The sequence below is a fragment of the Actinocatenispora comari genome, assembly GCF_017312725.1.
Classification (GTDB): domain Bacteria; phylum Actinomycetota; class Actinomycetes; order Mycobacteriales; family Micromonosporaceae; genus Actinocatenispora; species Actinocatenispora comari.
The window spans coordinates 54,100-71,155 of sequence record NZ_BOPO01000076.1 but is presented as its reverse complement, the minus strand read 5'-3'; the positions used below and the strand labels follow the sequence as shown (position 1 = coordinate 71,155).

The window sequence follows — 17,056 nt, the reverse complement described above, 5'->3', positions numbered from 1 at the left end:
CTAGGGCGTGTTCGAGAATCCCGCGCGTGGCCGCGGGTTCCCGAAGCACGCTCTGAGACCAAACCGGCGGGACGCGGGGTTCCGCGGCGGAGGCGACAGCGACGGGGACGCGCGACACCCGGTGCGGTCGGGCCCGTGGGCGGCTCGGCCGCCGGATCGCGCGGTGGGGAGAAGCGTGGCAGACGTACGGGATCGGATCGCGCTGGTGCTGCCCACCAGCAGCGGCGGCATCGGCCGGCATGTCGGTTCGCTGGCCGCCGGGCTGGTCCGGGACGGCCGCCGGGTTCGGGTGCTCGGCCCGCGCGCGGTGGGCGAGCTGTTCGACTTCGGCGGTGCGACGTTTCGGCCGGTGCAGATCTCCGCGGGGCTCGACCCGGTACGGGACCTGCCGGCGGTCGCGGCGCTCGCGGCGGGCCTGCGCGGCGCGGAGGTGGTGCACGCGCACGGGATGCGGGCCGGCGTGCTTGCCGCGCTGGCCCGGCCACGGTCGGCGCCGCTGGTGGTGACCTGGCACAACCTGTTGCCGGACAACGGTTCCGGCCCGCGGCAGCGGCTGCTGGCCGCGCTGGAGCGGTGGCTGGCGAGGTCGGCGACCGTGCATCTGTGTGCCTCCGACGACCTGGTCGACCGGGTGCTGCGGCTGGGTGGCGCCGACGTGCGGCCGGCCCCGGTCGCCGCACCGTCGCTGCCGGTCCCGGACCGGACCCCGGCGCAGGTACGCGAGGAGCTCGGTGCGGTGGGCCGCCCGTTGCTGCTGTCGGTGGGCCGGCTGCACCCGCAGAAGGGGTACGACCTGCTCGTCGACGCCGCCGCCCGGTGGCGCGGCCGGGAGCCGCAGCCGCTGCTGGTGATCGCCGGTGACGGCCCGGACCGGGCCGCGCTGGCGGACCGGATCGACGCGACCGGCGCGCCGGTGACGCTGCTGGGCCACCGTGGCGACGTGGCCGACCTGCTCGCCGCGTGTGACGTCGCGGTGGTGTCGAGCCGGTGGGAGGCGCGGCAGCTGTTCGCGCAGGAGGCGCTGAGCGCCGGCCGGCCGCTGGTGTGTACCGCCGTCGGCGGGGTCCCGGGGCTCGTCGGCGCCGCCGCCGTGCTGGTACCGGCCGGTGACGGTGACGCGCTCGCCGGTGCGGTCGAGGCGTTGCTGGCCGACCCGTCCCGGCGGGACGAGCTGGCCGCCCGGGCGCGCGAGCAGGCCGCGAGCTGGCCGAGCGAGGCGGACACCGTGGCGCAGGTCGAGGCCGTCTACGCCGAGCTGCTCGAATGACCGGTCGGCGCGGCGCCGGGCTGCTGCTGATCACGCTCGGCGTGCTGCTCGGACTGGCGGCGCCGGCGTCGGCGGCGCCGACCCACACCGCCCGCTCCAGCGGCCAGGTGATCGTGATCGGGGTGCCGGGGCTGCGCTGGGACGATCTGTCCGCGGCCGCCACCCCCGCGCTGTGGCGGCTCGCCGGCAACGGCTCGATCGGTACCCTCTCGGCCCGGTCGACCCGGGCGCTGACCTGCCCGGACGACGGCTGGGTGACGCTCGGTGCCGGGGCCCGGGCGCAGCGGGGGCCGCACCGCGCCACGCCCCGGACCTGCCCGAACCCGCCGGTACGGCTGGTGCTGCACGCCGACGGTTCGGCGGTGCTGGACGACCAGCCGGACGTGGTGCTGCGCAACGCGCCCGCGCAGGCGCGGCCGGGCGCGCTGGCCGAGTCGCTGCGCTGTGCCACCGCGATCGGGTCCGGCGCGGCGATCGCGGCGGCCCGCCCGGTCGGCCGCATCACCCAGTACCTGCCGAAGCTGCCGGCGCGCCCGCGGGCGGTGCTGGCCCGCTGCCCGCTCACCGTGGTCGACGCCGGCCAGGTCAGCGGTGGCCCGGCTGCCCGGCGGGCCGCGGTACGCGCCGCCGACCGGCTGGTCGGGCAGGTGGTCGCGGCCCGCGCCGCGGACTCCACGGTGCTCGTCGCCGGGGTCTCCGACACCGGTACCCCGGCGCGGTTGCACGTGGCGATCGCGGACGGCCCGGACTTCCGCGGCGGGTGGCTGACCTCCGGCAGTACCAACCGCACCGGGTACGTGCAGCTGGCCGACGTGGCGCCGACGGTGACCGACACGCTCGGGTTGCGCCGGCCGGCCGCGTTCGCCGGGCAGCCGTGGCAGCACGGTTCGGCGCGCACCGCGACGATGCCGGCGAGCCGGGACCGGCTGGTCGATGCGGACCGCTCGTCGGTGGCCACCGCGGGTGTCGCCGGCTGGTTCGTCGCGGTGCTGGTCGCCAGCCAGCTGGTGCTGTACCTGCTGGTCGGGTTCGGACTCAGCCGGCTGGTGGACGCGCCGGACCGGATCCGGGCGGTGATCGCGACCGCGGCCACCGCGGCCGCCCTGGTGGTACCGGCGATGCTGCTGGCCAACGTGGCGCCGTGGTGGCGCAGCGGCGCACCCGGCTGGACGTTCCTCGCGGTGACGGCCGGCTGGCTCGCCGTCGCGACCGCGGTGGTACGGCTCGGCCCGTGGCGTCGCTGGCGGCTCGGCCAGCCGGCGGCGACCGCGGCGGTCGCGGTGGCGGTGATCGGTGTCGACGTGGTGAGCGGCGCGCACCTGGAGCTGGACAACGTGGTCGGCTACGCCGCGGTGACCGGGGACCGCTACACCGGCCTGGGCATGGTCGGCCTCGGTGCGTTCGCGGCCGCGGTACTGGCGCTCGCCGGCTGCCTCGCCGTCCGGGTGCCGCGCCGGTACCGGCCGGTGTTGATGGCGCTGGTGGGCGGGGCCGGGGTGGTGGCGGTGGGTGGGCCGTTCTTCGGCGCCGACCCGGGTGCGGCGATCGGGATGACCGCCGGTGCCGCGGTGGCGGCGGTGCTCTCGCGCGGAGGTTTCCTCACCGTGACCCGGCTGGGCTGGGCGTTCGTGGCCGGGCTCGGGGTGACCGGGGCGTTCGCGCTGCTGGACCTGACCCGGCCGCCGGAGCAGCGCGGTCATCTCGCGCGCTTCGTCGGGCACCTGTTCGGCGGTACCGCCGGGCCGGCGCTGCACCGGGTGATGCAGGCGAACACGATGGCCACGGTCGGCAGCTTGCTCAGCCTGCTCGTGGTGGTGGCGGCGGTGTTCGTCGGGCTGGTGCTGCTGGGCCCGGCCGCCGGCCTGCGCCGGGTGTACGGGCTGTTCCCGTCGCTGCGCGGGGCGCTGGCCGGTGCCGCCGTCGCGGCGGTACTGGCGGGGCTGTTCGACGGGGCGGGGCTGATCGTGGCGGGCGCGGCGGCCTCGGTGGCGGTGCCGCTCGCGGTGCAGTACTGCCTTCAGGTGACGAGACCGGAGCGGGGCGAGCCGACCGGGTGATCCGGCCGGCGCGGATGGGGTGGGTACCTGCCGGTTCGGTCGGTACCTGCCCACACGTCCCGGCGGCGCGCCGGGTGGTTCTCTTCGGTCCGGCCGGGCCTGCTGTTACTCTGGAGTCCCGTGGATCGCGTGGCATTCTTCTCGGACGGCCTGCTTGTCTTGGCCGGCGAACGGCCCGACCACCTGCGGCAACGATCAGCGCCGCAGTCTTCTGTCGCATTCGCCGCACTCACCACGGGAGTCCGTTTTGGCCGGCTCGGCGCGCACGACCAAACACATCTTCGTCACCGGGGGCGTCGCCTCGTCGCTCGGCAAGGGCCTGACCGCCTCCAGCCTCGGTAACCTGCTCACCGCCCGCGGGCTGCGCGTGGTGATGCAGAAGCTCGACCCGTACCTCAACGTGGATCCGGGCACCATGAACCCGTTCCAGCACGGCGAGGTGTTCGTGACCGAGGACGGCGCGGAGACCGACCTGGACGTCGGCCACTACGAACGGTTCCTCGACTCGCCGCTCGGCGCGTACGCGAACGTCACCACCGGGCAGGTCTACTCGACGGTCATCGCGAAGGAGCGCCGCGGGGAGTACCTGGGCGACACCGTCCAGGTCATCCCGCACATCACCAACGAGATCAAGGAACGGATCCGGGCGATGGCGGTGCCCGGGCCCGGCGGCCACGCGCCGGACGTGGTGATCACCGAGGTCGGTGGCACCGTCGGCGACATCGAGTCGTTGCCGTTCCTGGAGGCGATCCGGCAGCTGCGGCACGACATCGGCCGGGACAACTGCTTCTACCTGCACGTGTCGCTGGTGCCCTACCTGGCGCCGTCCGGCGAGCTGAAGACCAAGCCGACCCAGCACTCGGTGGCGGCGCTGCGCAACATCGGTATCCAGCCGGACGCGATCGTCTGCCGGTCCGACCGGGACATCCCGGCCGGCGTCAAGGCCAAGATCGGGCTGTACTGCGACGTCGAGGCCGAGGCGGTCATCGGCTGCCCGGACGCGCCGAGCATCTACGACATCCCGAAGGTGCTGCACCGCGAGGGGCTGGACGCGTACGTGGTGCGCCGGATGGACCTGCCGTTCCGGGACGTCGACTGGACCCGCTGGGACGACCTGCTGCACCGGGTGCACCGGCCGCGCGGCAGCGTGACGATCGCGCTGGTCGGCAAGTACGTCGACCTGCCCGACGCGTACCTGTCGGTCACCGAGGCGCTGCGCGCCGGCGGCTTCGCGCACCGGGTACACGTGGACATCCGGTGGGTGGGCAGCGACGACTGCGAGACCCCGGCCGGTGCGGCGGCGGCGCTGCGCGGTGTGGACGGGGTGCTGATCCCCGGCGGGTTCGGGGTGCGCGGCATCGAGGGCAAGATCGGCGCGGTGCGCTACGCGCGGGAGAACGCGATCCCGACGCTCGGGCTGTGCCTCGGGCTGCAGTGCATGGTCATCGAGACGCTGCGCAACGTGGCCGGCCTGGACGGCGCCGACTCGGCCGAGTTCGACGAGCACGCCGCGCACCCGGTGATCGCCACCATGGCCGACCAGCGCGACGTGGTCGCCGGTGAGCGCGACATGGGCGGCACCATGCGGCTCGGCGCGTACCCGGCGACGCTCACGGCCGGCTCGCAGGTGGCCCAGGCGTACGAGGCGACCGAGGTCAGCGAGCGCCACCGGCACCGCTACGAGGTGAACAACGCCTACCGGGACAAGCTCGCCGCGGCCGGCGTCGAGATCAGCGGTACCTCGCCGGACGGGCGGCTGGTGGAGTTCGTGGAGATGCGCCGCGAGGTGCACCCGTTCTTCGTCGCCACCCAGGCGCACCCGGAGTTCAAGTCCCGGCCGACCCGGCCGCACCCGCTGTTCCGCGCGTTCGTCGCCGCGGCGGTCGACTACGAGCAGGCCGAGCGGCTGCCGGTGACGCTGCCCGACACCGACGACGACGACGTCCCGTCGGTCGCCGGTACCCCGGCGCGCGCGGTGTCCGGAGCGAGCTCGTGAGCGCCGGGCAGCGGTCCGACTACCCGGTGCTCGAACACGTCGAGCGGCCGGTCAACCCGGTGTTCTCCCTGGTCAGCGACCAGGTGCGGATGCCCGATGGGGAGGTCGCGCGGCGCGACTTCCTGCACCACGTCGGCGCCGTCGCCGCGGTCGCCGTGGACGCCGACGAGTCGGTGCTGCTGATCCGGCAGTACCGGCATCCGGTCGGGCAGGCGATGTGGGAGCTGCCGGCCGGGCTGACCGACGTGCCGGGGGAGGCCCCGGTGGACACCGCGCGACGGGAGCTGGCCGAGGAGGCCGACCTGACCGCCCGCGACTGGCGGCTGCTCGCCGAGCTGCACACCACGCCCGGCTGCTCGGACGAGCTGATCCGGGTGTACCTGGCCCGGGACGTGGCGCCGGTGCCGGCGCACGAACGGTTCCACCGCACCGCCGAGGAGGCCGGTCTGACCACCCGGTGGGTGCCGCTGGCGGATGCGGTCGCGATGGTGACGACGGGGGAGCTCACGAACGCGACCGCGGTCGCCGGGGTGCTCGCCGCGGCCCGCAGCCGGGACAACGGCTGGAGCGGCCTGCGCCCGGCCTGACCGGCGCCGGGAAACGCATCGGCCACCGGCGAGGTCGCCGGTGGCCGATGGTCGTCTCGATCGCTCCCCGATCGTGTCCCGCTCAGTTGTCCCGCAGCTTGCGGCCCTCGGCGTCGGGGATCGAGTTGTTCGCGAGGATGATGATGCCCTCGATCAGGCCCCAGATCGCGCCGACGCCGCCGGTGCAGACGGTGGCGACGATCTGCAGCACGCCGAGGCTGGTGTAGCCCAGGTAGAAGCGGCCGACCCCGAAACCGCCGAGCAGGATGCTGAACAGGCCGGCCATCAGCTTCGTCTTCTCCGACAGCGGCTGGCCGGTGACCGGGTCGAACGCCGGCTGCCCGTAGCCGGGCGTCACCTGCTGCTGGTAGCCCTGCTGGTACCCGGGCTGCCCGTAACCCTGCTGGTACGGGTCCTGCTGGTACGGGTCCTGGTACGCCTGCTGGTAGCCCTGCTGGTAGGGGTCGCCGCCCGCGGGGCCCGCGGTGCCCGGATAGCCGGCGCCGCTGTTCGGGTAGCCGGGTCCGCTCGCCGGGTAGCCCGGCCCGCTGGCCGGGCTCGGCAGGTTGCCCCCCTGGTACGGGTTGCCGGACGCCGGTGGGTACGCCCCGCCGCTGGTCGGATAGCCGGGCCCGCTGGCAGGTTGGTTGTTTCCGCCGCCGGGCCCCTGGTTGGGCGGAGGATACGGACCGCCTGGGTCGTACGTCATGGCGGCGACGGTATCCAATGGTGACGTCGCTGCCAACGGAGGGGCCGGAAACCGACCGTAACGGTGTCGTGGTCTGGGCGTTCCGCCATACCACACACCCACTCACGGCCGATGATCACGCACGGTGGCCCGCGGGCCGGCCGGTACCTCCTAGGATGGGGTGCGGCCAGTGGAGGTGGCGTGTCCAGCGACGTGTCGGGCGAGATGTCGACCTCCGGCGCTGCCCCATCGGGGGCGGAGCCGCCGGTGGCGCCGCAGCTGCGCGCGGCGGTTCGCGCCTACCTGGACCACCTGCTGGTGGAGCGCGCGCTGGCCGGCAACACGCTCAGCTCGTACCGCCGGGATCTGGACCGCTACCAGCAGTGGCTAACCGCCGCCGGTATCGGCGCGCTGGCGGCGGTCGGCACCGGGCACGTCGCGGAGTTCCTGGCCACGCTGCGGGACGGGGACGAGCGGCACCCGCCGCTGTCGGTCTCCTCGGCCGCCCGGACGGTCAGCGCGGTGCGCGGGCTGCACCGGTTCGCCGCTGCCGAGGGGTTGACGACCGGCGACCCGGCACACGACGTTCATCCGCCGACGCCGGGCAAGCGGCTGCCGAAGGCGCTCTCGGTGTACGAGGTGGAGCAGCTGCTCGCCGCCGCCGGTGCCGAGACCGACGCCGACCCGCTGGTGCTGCGCGACCGCGCCCTGCTGGAGTTCCTGTACGGCACCGGCGCGCGCATCTCCGAGGCGGTCGGCGCCGCGGTCGACGACCTGGACCTGGCCGACGGCGCGGACGGTACGGCCGACAGCACGGTGCGGCTGTCCGGCAAGGGCGGCAAGACCAGGCTGGTCCCCGTCGGCGGGTACGCCTGCCGGGCGGTCTCGGCGTACCTGACCCGGGCCCGGCCGGCGCTGGCCCGGGCCGGCGGCGGGCACGGTGCGCTGTTCCTCAACGCCCGCGGCGGCGCGCTGTCCCGGCAGAGCGCGTGGTCGATCCTGCGCCGGGCCGCGCAGCGGGCCCGACTCGACGGCTCGGTCTCGCCGCACACGCTGCGTCACTCGTTCGCGACGCACCTGCTGGACGGCGGTGCCGACGTCCGGGTGGTGCAGGAGCTGCTCGGGCACGCCTCGGTGACGACGACGCAGGTCTATACGCTGGTGACGGTCGACAAACTGCGTGAGGTGTACACCACGACCCATCCGCGCGCGCGGGCTTGAGTCGGCCCGTACCGTTTGACTCGACGCGCCGGTGCCCGATCAGACGGTGTCCGGTGCAGGACAGGAGCGTGCCGTCGTTGCGACACGCCGGGGATGATGGCGGCGAGAAGATCCCACCGTGGCGTACAGTCGGGCCACGGCCGCCCCCTCTTCCCCGGTGGTCCGGGGCGGCGCCGGGATTTCCGGGCAGCCGGCGGGAAGGGTGTTGAGGATGACGAGTCTCAGCGGGGACGCGTGGGACAAGCTCCGGCAGGAGCCACCTCCCATGGAGCTCGGCGCTGAGGCGGAGCTGGGTCCGGCAGACCCGTCGGCGTACACGATCAAGCGTCCGATCCTGCAGCCGCCGCCGGTCGAGCGGCACGGGCCGGCCCGCATCATCGCGATGGCCAACCAGAAGGGTGGCGTCGGCAAGACGACCACCACGATCAACCTGGGCGCCGCGCTCGCGGAGTACGGGCGCCGGGTGCTGATGGTCGACTTCGACCCGCAGGGCGCGCTGTCGGTGGGCTTCGGGGTCAACCCGCACAACCTCGACCTGACCATCTACAACCTGCTGATGCAGCGGGACGTGAGCCTGGACGAGGTGCTGTTCAAGACCAACGTGGACGGCCTGCACCTGCTGCCGGCCAACATCGACCTGTCCGCCGCCGAGATCCAGCTGGTCAACGAGGTGGCGCGGGAGCAGACGCTGACCCGGGTGCTGCGCCCGGCGCTGAAGGAGTACGACTACATCCTGATCGACTGCCAGCCGTCGCTCGGGCTGCTGACGGTCAACGCGCTGACCGCCGCGCACGGTGTGGTGATCCCGCTGGAGTGCGAGTTCTTCAGCCTGCGCGGGGTGGCGCTGCTGCTCGACACGATCGACAAGGTGCGCGAGCGGCTCAACTTCGACCTGGAGCTGGAAGGCATCCTCGCCACCATGTACGACTCGCGCACCACGCACTGCCGGCAGGTGCTGCAGCGCGTCGTGGAGGCGTTCGGTGAGCGGGTGTACCAGACCGTCATCACCCGCACGGTGCGGTTCCCGGAGACCACGGTGGCCGGCGAGCCGATCACCACCTGGGCACCCTCGTCGTCCGGCGCCCGGGCGTACCGGCAGCTCGCCCGCGAGGTCATCGGCCAGCAGTCGCTGCGCCAGGGGATGTAGGTACGGTCGTTCGGTGCGTGGGGTGACAGGGGGCGGCCGGCTGCCCGGGTTCGCGCCGGTGCCGGTGTGGTGACCGGTGCGGCCGACCGGCCCGGCGTGGGTAACGTTGCGCAGGTGAGCACGCCCGTACCGTCCGAACCCGAGTCGTCACCGACCGCCGATCCCGGCGCGGTCGGGGCACCTGACGCCGGTGCGGGCCCCGAGGCCGCCGACACCGCGCCCACGGCCGACGACGCGGGTCCGAACGTCGGCGCGGCCCCCGGACCCGACGACGGTGCCGAGGGCGCTGCGGCGGCGCCCGGCGATGCCGACGGCGAAGGCGACAACGGCGGTCGGCGCGGCGGGTTCAGCGTCCGGCTGGACAACTTCGAAGGCCCGTTCGACCTGCTGCTGCAGCTGATCAGCAAGCACAAGCTGGACGTCACCGAGGTCGCGCTGTCCAAGGTGACCGACGAGTTCATCGCGCACATCCGGGCGATGGGCAGCGACTGGGACCTGGACGAGGCGAGCGAGTTCCTGATCATCGCGGCCACCCTGCTGGACCTCAAGGCGGCCCGGCTGCTGCCGTCCGCGCAGGTGGAGGACGAGGAGGACCTCGCCCTGCTGGAGGCGCGCGACCTGCTGTTCGCCCGGCTGCTGCAGTACAAGGCGTTCAAGCAGGCGGCCGCGCACCTCAACGAGCTGGAGAAGTCGGCCGCCCGGCGCTACCCGCGTACGGTCGGGCTGGAGCCGCGGTACGCCGAGGTGCTGCCGGAGATCGTGCTGGCCGTCGGGCTCGACCGGTTCGCCCAGCTCGCGGTGCGCGGCATGACCCCGAAGGCGCCGCCGACGGTGGCGATCGACCACGTGCACATGGTGCGGGTCAGCGTCCGGGAACACGCGGCGATCCTCGCCGAACGGCTGCAACGCATCGGTACCGGTACGTTCCGGGCGCTGTGCTCCGACTGCGCGAACACGCTGGAGATGGTGGCCCGGTTCCTCGCCCTGCTGGAGATGTACCGGGAGAACATGGTCGGGTTCGAGCAGTTGGAAGCGCTCGGCGAGCTGACCGTACGGTGGCAGGGCGGCGACGGCGCCGCCGCCATCGACGTGGACGAGTACGCGGGCACGCCGCCGGCCGCGGCCGAGCCGCCCGCCGACGCCGAACGGCCGCAGCGGCAACAGGGGGAGAGCACGTGACCGGCAGCGAAGACGTCCCGGCGCGCGACGACGCGTCGTCGCTGGCCGACCGGGTGGCCGCCTGGACCCCGCCCTGGGCCCGCCCACAACCCGCCGACCCCGAGTCCACCGATTCCGGGTCCGGCGACTCCGGGTCCGGCGACTCCGGGTCCGGCGACTCCGAGCTCGGCGACTCCGAGTCCGCTGGTACCGGCGACCGCGTGCCCGCCGCCGAGCCGACCGTCCGGGACGACGCGTCGACCGTGGGGCGTGAGCCGACCGCCGCCCCGCCGGCAGCCGAGGCCACGACGCCGACCGACGACCTCGAACCCCCCGCCGACGGAGAGCCGTCAGCCCCGGCGGAGCCCGTCGACGACGTGGCGCCGCCCGATGACGTGGTGCCCGTCGACGACGCGGACCCGGCCGGCGGCACGGAGCCGGCCGACGGTGTGGAGCCGGCCGACGGCATGGAGCCGGCCGTGGACGTGGTGCCGGGCGATGGCGTGGGGCTGGGCGACGAGGTCGCACCGGTCGAGGATGGGCGGTCGGCACGGGCCGGCGAGCCAGCGGGGGACGCGGAGCCGGCGGAGGTTGCCGCGGCGGCCGGGGACCGGGCGTCGAACGACGACGCCGAACCTTCCTCGCCCGAGGAACCGGACGGCGCCGTCGGTACGGATGGCGATGCCGAGACGCCGGCGCCGAGCGACGGGGCCGGGTCGGACGCGGCGGACGAGGCGCGGGCGCTGCCGGAGCTGGACGACCCGGAGACGCTGCGGGCGGCGCTGGAGGCCATCCTGATCGTGGTGGACGAGCCGGTCAGCGAGGTGGTGCTGGCGCAGGTACTGGAGCGTCCGACGGCGGTCGTGGCGGCGGCGGTGCGCGAGCTGGCCGAGTCGTACACGCAGCAGCGGCGCGGGTTCGAGCTGCGCCAGGCCGCCGGTGGCTGGCGCATCTACACCCGGGACGACTTCGCCCCGTACGTGGAGCGGTTCGTGCTGGACGGCCAGCAGGTGCGGCTGACCCAGGCGGCGCTGGAGACGCTCGCGGTGGTCGCCTACAAGCAGCCGGTCAGCCGGTCGCGGGTGTCCGCGATCCGCGGCGTCAACTGTGACGGGGTGGTGCGCACCCTGCTGACCCGCGGGCTGATCGAGGAGTGCGGCGCCGAGCCGGAGTCCGGCGCGTACCTCTACCGCACCACGACGCTGTTCCTGGAGCGGATGGGCATCAACTCGACCGACGAGCTGCCCGACCTGGCTCCGTTCCTGCCCGACGAACTCCCCGAGGAAGCATCGTGACCGAACCAGAGCCCCTCCAGCGGTTGCAGAAGGTGTTGGCGGCGGCGGGGCTGGGGTCGCGGCGTGCCTGCGAGGAGCTGATCGCGGCCGGCCGCGTCACCGTGGACGGGCGGGAGGCGCACCTGGGTGACCGGGCCGACCCGCGGGTGTCGGTGGTGCACGTGGACGGGCTGCGGGTGGTCACCGACGACCGGATGGTGCACCTGGCGCTGAACAAGCCGCGCGGCGTGCTGTCGGCGATGTCCGACGACCGCGGCCGGCGCACCCTCGCGCAGTACGTGCCGGGCGACGTGACCCGGCTGTTCCACGTCGGCCGGCTGGATGCCGACAGCGAGGGTCTGCTGCTGCTGACCAACGACGGCGACCTGGCGCACCGGCTGATGCACCCCTCGTACGAGGTGTCGAAGACCTACCTGGCGCAGGTGCCGGGGCCGGTGCCGCCGGCGGTCGGCCGGCGGCTGCGGGAGGGTGTGCGGCTGGAGGACGGCCCGGCCGCGGTGGACAGGTTCCGGGTGGTGTCCACCGACCGGGACCGCGCGCTGGTCGAGGTGGTGCTGCACGAGGGGCGCAACCGCATCGTGCGCCGGATGCTCGCCGAGGTCGGACATCCGGTGGAGCGGCTGATCCGGACCAGGATCGGTCCGGTGGCGCTGGGCGACCTGCGGCCGGGGGTGACCCGGCCGCTGGGCCGCGAGGAGCTGGGCGGCCTCTACCGCGCGGTGGAGGCCGGCGCCCGCTGACCGACCGCGAGCAGCAGCAGCGCGACGGCGAGCAACGCCTCACCGACCCAGCCGGCCACCCTGAGCCGCTCGTGCAGGACCAGTACGCCCAGGATCGTCGCGACGGCCGGTTCGGCGAGCGCGAGGGTGGTGGCGACGGCCGCGGTGACCGTGCGCAGGCCGCGGCCGTAGAGCACGTACGCGAGGAACGTGGTGACCAGCGCCAGGTGCGCCACCACCAGCGGTCCGTGGCCGTGCAGCATCCAGGCCGGCCCGGCGGCGAGCTGCACCGGCAGTACCAGCAGCGCGCCGCCGCCGAACATCGCGCCGGTCACCGGCGCCGAGCCGCGGCCCCGGGAGATCAACAGCCCGGCCACCGCGGTGTACGCGGCGTAGCTGGCGCCGGCCGCGACGGCGAGCGCGATGCCCAGCGGATCGACCCGGCCGCCGGCGTCACCGCCGACCGCGAGCAGCACCGCACCGGCGAGGCAGCCGGCGGTGGCGACCAGCCAGCGGCGTTGCGGCCGGTGCCGGCGCGCCAGCCAGTCGAACAGTCCAGCGCAGACCGGCGCGCAGCACAGCATGATCACCGTGCCGGGTGCCACGCCGGCCCGGGCGACCGCCGGGAAGAACGTCAGCGGGTAGCCGGCGACCGTGGCGGCGCCGAGCGCGACCAGCAGGTACTCCCGGCGGCCCCGCGCGGCGGGCCCGGCGCCGGCGAGCCGTCCGGTGAGGTACAGCAGCAGTCCGCCGATCGCCAGGCCGGACGAGCCGACCACGAGCGGCGGTACTCCGCCCGGGGCGAACGTGCTGACGGTGCCGGTGCTGCCCCACAGGGCGGCCGCGGCCAGGACGCACAGCGCACCGGCGCGGCCGGCGGGTACGGAGGTCTCCAGGGCGGAGGTGGACACGACGCTGCTCCCACGACGAGATCGGTCAGGACCGGTGGTGGGCGCAGGCGGCGCCGGCTTCCTGCCGGTACCGCACGGTGACCGCCGCCGGGCCGGCTACGACCCGGTGGCGGTGACGTGGTGCCGCGGCGCCCTCAGCGTGCGGGCGGCGGCGTGACGACGTGCCAGAAACGCATGCTCGAACTCTAACCGGGGGCCGGTCGGTCGGGGTCAGCCGGTGTCGTGCAGCCGGGGTACGTCGGCGAGCAGCTTGCGGGTGTAGTCGTGTCGCGGATCGAAGATGACCCGCTCGGCCGGCCCGGACTCGACCAGCCGGCCCCGGCTGAGCACCAACACCTGGTCGGAGACGTAGCAGGCCTGCCCGATGTCGTGGGTGATGAACAGGATCGTCAGCCCGGCCCGGTCGCGCAGGTCGGTCAGCACGTTGAGGATGGTGGCGCGCAGCGAGGCGTCCAGCATCGAGGTGGCCTCGTCGGCGATCAGCAGGCTCGGCCGCATCAGCAGCGCGCGGGCGATCATCACCCGCTGCCGCTGCCCGCCGGACAGCTGGTGCGGGTACCGGCCGAGCACGTCGCCGGCCGCCAACCCGACCTGCTCCAGCGCCTCGACCATGCGGGCCTCGGTGAGTTCGGCGCCGAGCAGCCGGCGGGAGCGGGCGAGCAGCCGCCGTACCGTGAAGAACTGGTTGAACGCGCTGAACGGGTCCTGGAAGACGGCCTGCACCTGCCGCCAGTACGCGGTGGTGTCGGTGCGGTCGGTCACGTCGGCGCCGTCGAAGACCAGCCGGCCGGAGGTGACCGGCAGCAGCTTGAGCAGCATCCGGGCCAGCGTCGACTTGCCGCTGCCGCTCTCGCCGACCACGGTGGTGATCTCGCCGCGGCGCAGCGCGAACGACACGTCGTCGACCGCCCGTACCGCCGCGTCGCCGCGCCCGAACACCCGGGTCAGGTGCTCGCCCACGACCAGCGCGTCGCCCGCGTCGGCGGCCGCCGACGCGCTGCCGTCGTCCGCCGGTGTCGTCCTGCCGGTCGGTTCGGTGCTCACAGCCTCGCCTCCAGCGGTTCGTCGGGATGCTCGGCGCGCCACCAGCAGGTGCTGTAGCCGGCGCCGATCGTGCCCAGCAGCGGCGGGGACTGCTCGGCGCAGACGTCGGTGGCGAGGCTGCACCGCGGATGGAACCGGCAGCCGGTCGGCGGCGCGGCCAGATCCGGTGGGGCGCCGGCGATCCCGCCGACGCGGCGGGTACGGATCTGCGGCTCCGGCACCAGCACCGAGGCGAGCAGCGCCGCGGTGTACGGGTGCCGCGGGTCGTCGATCAGCCCGGCTGTGTCGCCGACCTCGACCAGCTGACCGGCGTACATGATGGCGATGCGGTCGGCGACCGCGCGCAGCACCGGCAGGTCGTGGGTGACGAACACGATCCCGCCGACCAGGCCGCGGTGCAGCAGCTCGCGCAGCAGTTCGGTCAGGGCCCGCTGGGTGGAGACGTCCAGCGCCGAGGTCGGCTCGTCGGCGATCAGCAGCTTCGGGTCCAGCAGCGTGGACAGCACCGTGACCACCCGCTGCCGCATCCCGCCGGACAGCTGGTGCGGGTAGCTGTCCACCACCCGGCGCGGCAGGTCCAGCGCGTCCAGCCGGTCGGTGAGCAGGTCGAGCGCGTCGGCGCGGCGGACCCGGCCGCGGTGCGCCCGGACCACGTCGACGGCGAGGTCGCCCACCCGGGTGGTCGCCGACAGCGAGTTCATCGCGCCCTGCGGCAGCAGCGACACGACGCTGCCGCGCCAGGTACGCGGCGGGCGCCGGCCACCGGACAGGTCGAGCTGCTCGCCGTCGATGGTCAGCTCGCCACCCAGCACCGACAGCGGCGGCCGCGCGGTCAGCGACAGTACCGCGGCCAGCGTCGACTTGCCGCTTCCGGACTCGCCGGCGATGCCGAGCACCTGGCCGCCGGACAGTTCCAGGCTCACGTCGTCGACCGCGACGACGTCGGACCCGCGCTGGGAGCGGTACGCCGCGCGCAGCCCGCGGGCGCGCACCAGTGGCGCCGCCGGTGCGGTGTCGCTCATTCCGCCGCTCCTTCCGGTACCGGGCGCTCCACCGGCAGCGGCAGCGCCGCGGGCCGGGCGGTACGCCGGCGCCGGGCGTGCCGGCGCAGCCGCGGATTGAACAGCTCGTCCAGGCTGGACTGCAGCATCAGCAGCGCGAACGCCAGCAGCGTCAGCAGCAGGGTGGGCGGCACGAACGCCCACCAGGCGCCGGTGCGCACCGACTCCCAGGCGAGCGCCCAGTGCAGCATGATGCCCAGCGACACCCCGCCGGACGGGCCGAGCCCCAGCATCGACAGCGCCGCCTCGTTGAGCACCGCGCCGGAGACCTGCAGCACGAACGCCATGCAGATGTACGACAGCATGTACGGCACGACGTCGTAGCAGATCAGCGAGAACGTGCCGGCGCCGGACAGCCGGGCCACGTCCAGGTGCTCGCGGGTACGCACGCTGGACGCCTGGGCGCGCACCGCACGCGCGGTCCACGGCCAGCTGGTGACCGCGAGCACCACCGCGAGGGTCAGGGTGGAGCGGGTGCCCAGCGCGATGGAGATCAGCACCAGCACCACGATCGACGGGATCGCCAGGATGACGTTGGTGAACCCCATCAGCCCCTCCTCGACCGCGCCGCCGCGGTAGCCGGCGAGGGTACCGACGGCGACCCCGAGCAGCGTCGCGATCGCGCCGGCGACCAGGCCGATCAGCAGCGAGGTGCGGGTGCCGTACATGAGGTTGGTGAACACGTCGTGGCCGAGGTTGTCGGTACCCAGCCAGGCGTGCGCGCTGGGGTGGTCGTACAGCCCGCCGACCACGTCGCCGACCTGGTGGGTGCGAAACACCAGCGGTGCGACCAGCCCGAACAGCAGGACCGCGGCGACGATGCCGGCCGCCACGTAGAACCGGGCGGAGAAGCGTGCGGCCGACATCAGCGCTCACCTCTGCTGCTCGCCCGGATGCGCGGATCGATGATGCCGTAGGCGATCTCGACGCAGAAGTTCGCGACCAGCACCGCGACCGCGATCAGCAGCGTCAGTCCGGTCACGACCGGGTAGTCGTTCTGGCTGATCGCGGTGAACAGCAGGGTGCCGACGCCGGGGTAGGAGAACACGATCTCGGTGATCAGCGCGCCGCCGACCAGCGTCCCGATCGACAGCGCCAGCCCGGTGACCTGCGGCAACATCGCGTTACGGAAGATGTAGCGGATGATCGTACGGTCCCGCAGGCCCAGCCCGCGGTCGTAGTTGACGTAGTCGCTGCCCAGCTCGTACACCGCCATCGAGCGCATGCCGACCGCCTGACCGCCGACGAACACGATCACCAGGGACAGGAACGGCAGCCAGTAGTGCGTCAGCGCGTCGGACACGAACGCGGCACTCAGTTCCGGCGAGTTGCCGAACGAGTACCCGCCGGACGGCGGCAGCACCGGGATCACCACCGCGAGCAGGTACAGCAGCAGGATCGCGACGCAGTAGTACGGCATCGACGAGGTGAACAGCGAGCCGAGGAACGCGCCGCGGTCGAACCAGCCGCCGCGGTAGGCGGCGAGCGCACCGAGCACGTTGCCGACCAGCCAGCCGAGCAGGATCGCCGGCAGCTGCAGCGCGATGCTCCACGGCAGCGCCTGCCCGATCAGCCCCTGTACCGTCGCCGGCGACTGGGCGAACGAGACGCCCAGGTCGCCGTGCGCCAGATGGCCGAGGTAGACCACGAACTGCTGCCACAGCGGCTTGTCCAGTCCGAACTCGTGCACGTAGTGCGCGTGGATGGCGTGCAGCTGGCTGCCCTCCACGCCACCGCGCGACAGCGACGAGACGATGGTGTCCACCGGGTTGCCCGGGATCAGCCGCGGTAGCAGGAAGTTGAGCAGGATCGCCACCAGCAGCGCACCCAGGTACCACGCCGCCTTGCGGCCCAGATACCGCGGCAGGCTCATGAGCGTTCCACCTTCACCACCTCCGGAACGCC

General features: G+C 74.0%; 15 protein-coding genes. 9 read left to right on the top strand and 6 right to left on the bottom strand.

Annotated elements, in window-relative coordinates; all coding sequences use genetic code 11:
- Positions 1-175: 175 nt before the first annotated feature.
- The 4 genes from NUM_RS20125 to NUM_RS20110 all read left to right on the top strand — a co-directional run bounded on the left by NUM_RS20125 (position 176) and on the right by NUM_RS20110 (position 5,907).
- Positions 176-1,267 (top strand): glycosyltransferase family 4 protein, encoded by a 1,092-nt coding sequence (locus NUM_RS20125; protein ID WP_225918716.1) that lies wholly within the window; start codon positions 176-178, stop codon positions 1,265-1,267.
- Positions 1,264-3,324 (top strand): alkaline phosphatase family protein, encoded by a 2,061-nt coding sequence (locus NUM_RS20120; RefSeq protein WP_207126439.1) that lies wholly within the window; start codon positions 1,264-1,266, stop codon positions 3,322-3,324. The genes NUM_RS20125 and NUM_RS20120 overlap by 4 nt, the downstream gene beginning before the upstream one ends.
- Positions 3,325-3,571: 247 nt before the next feature.
- Entirely contained in the window at positions 3,572-5,320 is a 1,749-nt protein-coding gene (locus tag NUM_RS20115; protein ID WP_207126438.1) for a CTP synthase, read from the top strand.
- Positions 5,317-5,907 carry an NUDIX domain-containing protein gene (locus tag NUM_RS20110; RefSeq protein ID WP_370467023.1) on the top strand — a complete coding sequence of 197 codons (591 nt, stop codon included), beginning with the start codon at positions 5,317-5,319 and terminating at the stop codon, positions 5,905-5,907. Before NUM_RS20115 ends, NUM_RS20110 begins: the two co-directional genes overlap by 4 nt.
- A gap of 82 nt (positions 5,908-5,989) precedes the next feature.
- On the opposite strand, the gene NUM_RS20105 is transcribed toward NUM_RS20110, so the two are convergent.
- Positions 5,990-6,616, bottom strand: coding sequence for a TM2 domain-containing protein (locus NUM_RS20105; protein WP_207126437.1), 627 nt, complete (start codon positions 6,614-6,616; stop codon positions 5,990-5,992).
- 204 nt (positions 6,617-6,820) lie between these two features.
- On the opposite strand from NUM_RS20105, the gene NUM_RS20100 reads away from it, so the two are divergent.
- From NUM_RS20100 to NUM_RS20080, 5 genes are all read left to right on the top strand, one after another.
- Positions 6,821-7,816, top strand: coding sequence for a site-specific tyrosine recombinase XerD (locus tag NUM_RS20100; protein WP_207126459.1), 996 nt, complete (start codon positions 6,821-6,823; stop codon positions 7,814-7,816).
- Between the two features lie 265 nt (positions 7,817-8,081).
- Positions 8,082-8,963 carry a ParA family protein gene (locus NUM_RS20095; protein ID WP_207126458.1) on the top strand — a complete coding sequence of 294 codons (882 nt, stop codon included), beginning with the start codon at positions 8,082-8,084 and terminating at the stop codon, positions 8,961-8,963.
- A gap of 114 nt (positions 8,964-9,077) precedes the next feature.
- Positions 9,078-10,142, top strand: coding sequence for a segregation and condensation protein A (locus tag NUM_RS20090; RefSeq protein WP_370467022.1), 1,065 nt, complete (start codon positions 9,078-9,080; stop codon positions 10,140-10,142).
- A gap of 446 nt (positions 10,143-10,588) precedes the next feature.
- Positions 10,589-11,416: an SMC-Scp complex subunit ScpB gene (gene scpB / locus NUM_RS20085; protein WP_207126456.1), complete on the top strand. Its 828-nt coding sequence runs from the start codon at positions 10,589-10,591 to the stop codon at positions 11,414-11,416.
- Positions 11,413-12,156: a pseudouridine synthase gene (locus NUM_RS20080; RefSeq protein ID WP_370467021.1), complete on the top strand. Its 744-nt coding sequence runs from the start codon at positions 11,413-11,415 to the stop codon at positions 12,154-12,156. The genes scpB and NUM_RS20080 overlap by 4 nt, the downstream gene beginning before the upstream one ends.
- Here the strand turns inward: NUM_RS20080 and NUM_RS20075 are convergent.
- From NUM_RS20075 to NUM_RS20055, 5 genes are all read right to left on the bottom strand, one after another.
- Positions 12,126-13,046, bottom strand: a complete 921-nt coding sequence (locus tag NUM_RS20075; RefSeq protein WP_207126436.1) for an EamA family transporter — start codon at positions 13,044-13,046, stop codon at positions 12,126-12,128. The two genes, NUM_RS20080 and NUM_RS20075, sit on opposite strands and share 31 nt — an antisense overlap.
- Positions 13,047-13,256: 210 nt before the next feature.
- Positions 13,257-14,090 (bottom strand): ABC transporter ATP-binding protein, encoded by an 834-nt coding sequence (locus tag NUM_RS20070; protein ID WP_207126435.1) that lies wholly within the window; start codon positions 14,088-14,090, stop codon positions 13,257-13,259.
- The gene (locus NUM_RS20065) at positions 14,087-15,112 is read right to left on the bottom strand and encodes an ABC transporter ATP-binding protein (protein ID WP_207126434.1); all 1,026 of its coding nucleotides are present in this window, start codon (positions 15,110-15,112) and stop codon (positions 14,087-14,089) included. Before NUM_RS20065 ends, NUM_RS20070 begins: the two co-directional genes overlap by 4 nt.
- Positions 15,109-16,017, bottom strand: coding sequence for an ABC transporter permease (locus NUM_RS20060; RefSeq protein ID WP_207126433.1), 909 nt, complete (start codon positions 16,015-16,017; stop codon positions 15,109-15,111). The genes NUM_RS20065 and NUM_RS20060 overlap by 4 nt, the downstream gene beginning before the upstream one ends.
- Entirely contained in the window at positions 16,017-17,024 is a 1,008-nt protein-coding gene (locus NUM_RS20055) for an ABC transporter permease (RefSeq protein ID WP_207126432.1), read from the bottom strand. Before NUM_RS20055 ends, NUM_RS20060 begins: the two co-directional genes overlap by 1 nt.
- Between the last annotated feature and the right edge of the window lie 32 nt (positions 17,025-17,056).

Bases quoted from the DNA above. Each gene is read 5' to 3' on its own strand.
- NUM_RS20055 (WP_207126432.1), bottom strand. From the start codon at position 17,024: ATGAGCCTGCCGCGGTATCTGGGCCGCAAGGCGGCGTGGTACCTGGGT.
- NUM_RS20105 (WP_207126437.1), bottom strand. From the start codon at position 6,616: ATGACGTACGACCCAGGCGGTCCGTATCCTCCGCCCAACCAGGGGCCC.
- NUM_RS20120 (WP_207126439.1), top strand. From the start codon at position 1,264: ATGACCGGTCGGCGCGGCGCCGGGCTGCTGCTGATCACGCTCGGCGTG.
- NUM_RS20060 (WP_207126433.1), bottom strand. From the start codon at position 16,017: ATGTCGGCCGCACGCTTCTCCGCCCGGTTCTACGTGGCGGCCGGCATC.
- NUM_RS20100 (WP_207126459.1), top strand. From the start codon at position 6,821: ATGTCGACCTCCGGCGCTGCCCCATCGGGGGCGGAGCCGCCGGTGGCG.
- NUM_RS20095 (WP_207126458.1), top strand. From the start codon at position 8,082: ATGGAGCTCGGCGCTGAGGCGGAGCTGGGTCCGGCAGACCCGTCGGCG.
- scpB (WP_207126456.1), top strand. From the start codon at position 10,589: ATGGAGCCGGCCGTGGACGTGGTGCCGGGCGATGGCGTGGGGCTGGGC.
- NUM_RS20065 (WP_207126434.1), bottom strand. From the start codon at position 15,112: ATGAGCGACACCGCACCGGCGGCGCCACTGGTGCGCGCCCGCGGGCTG.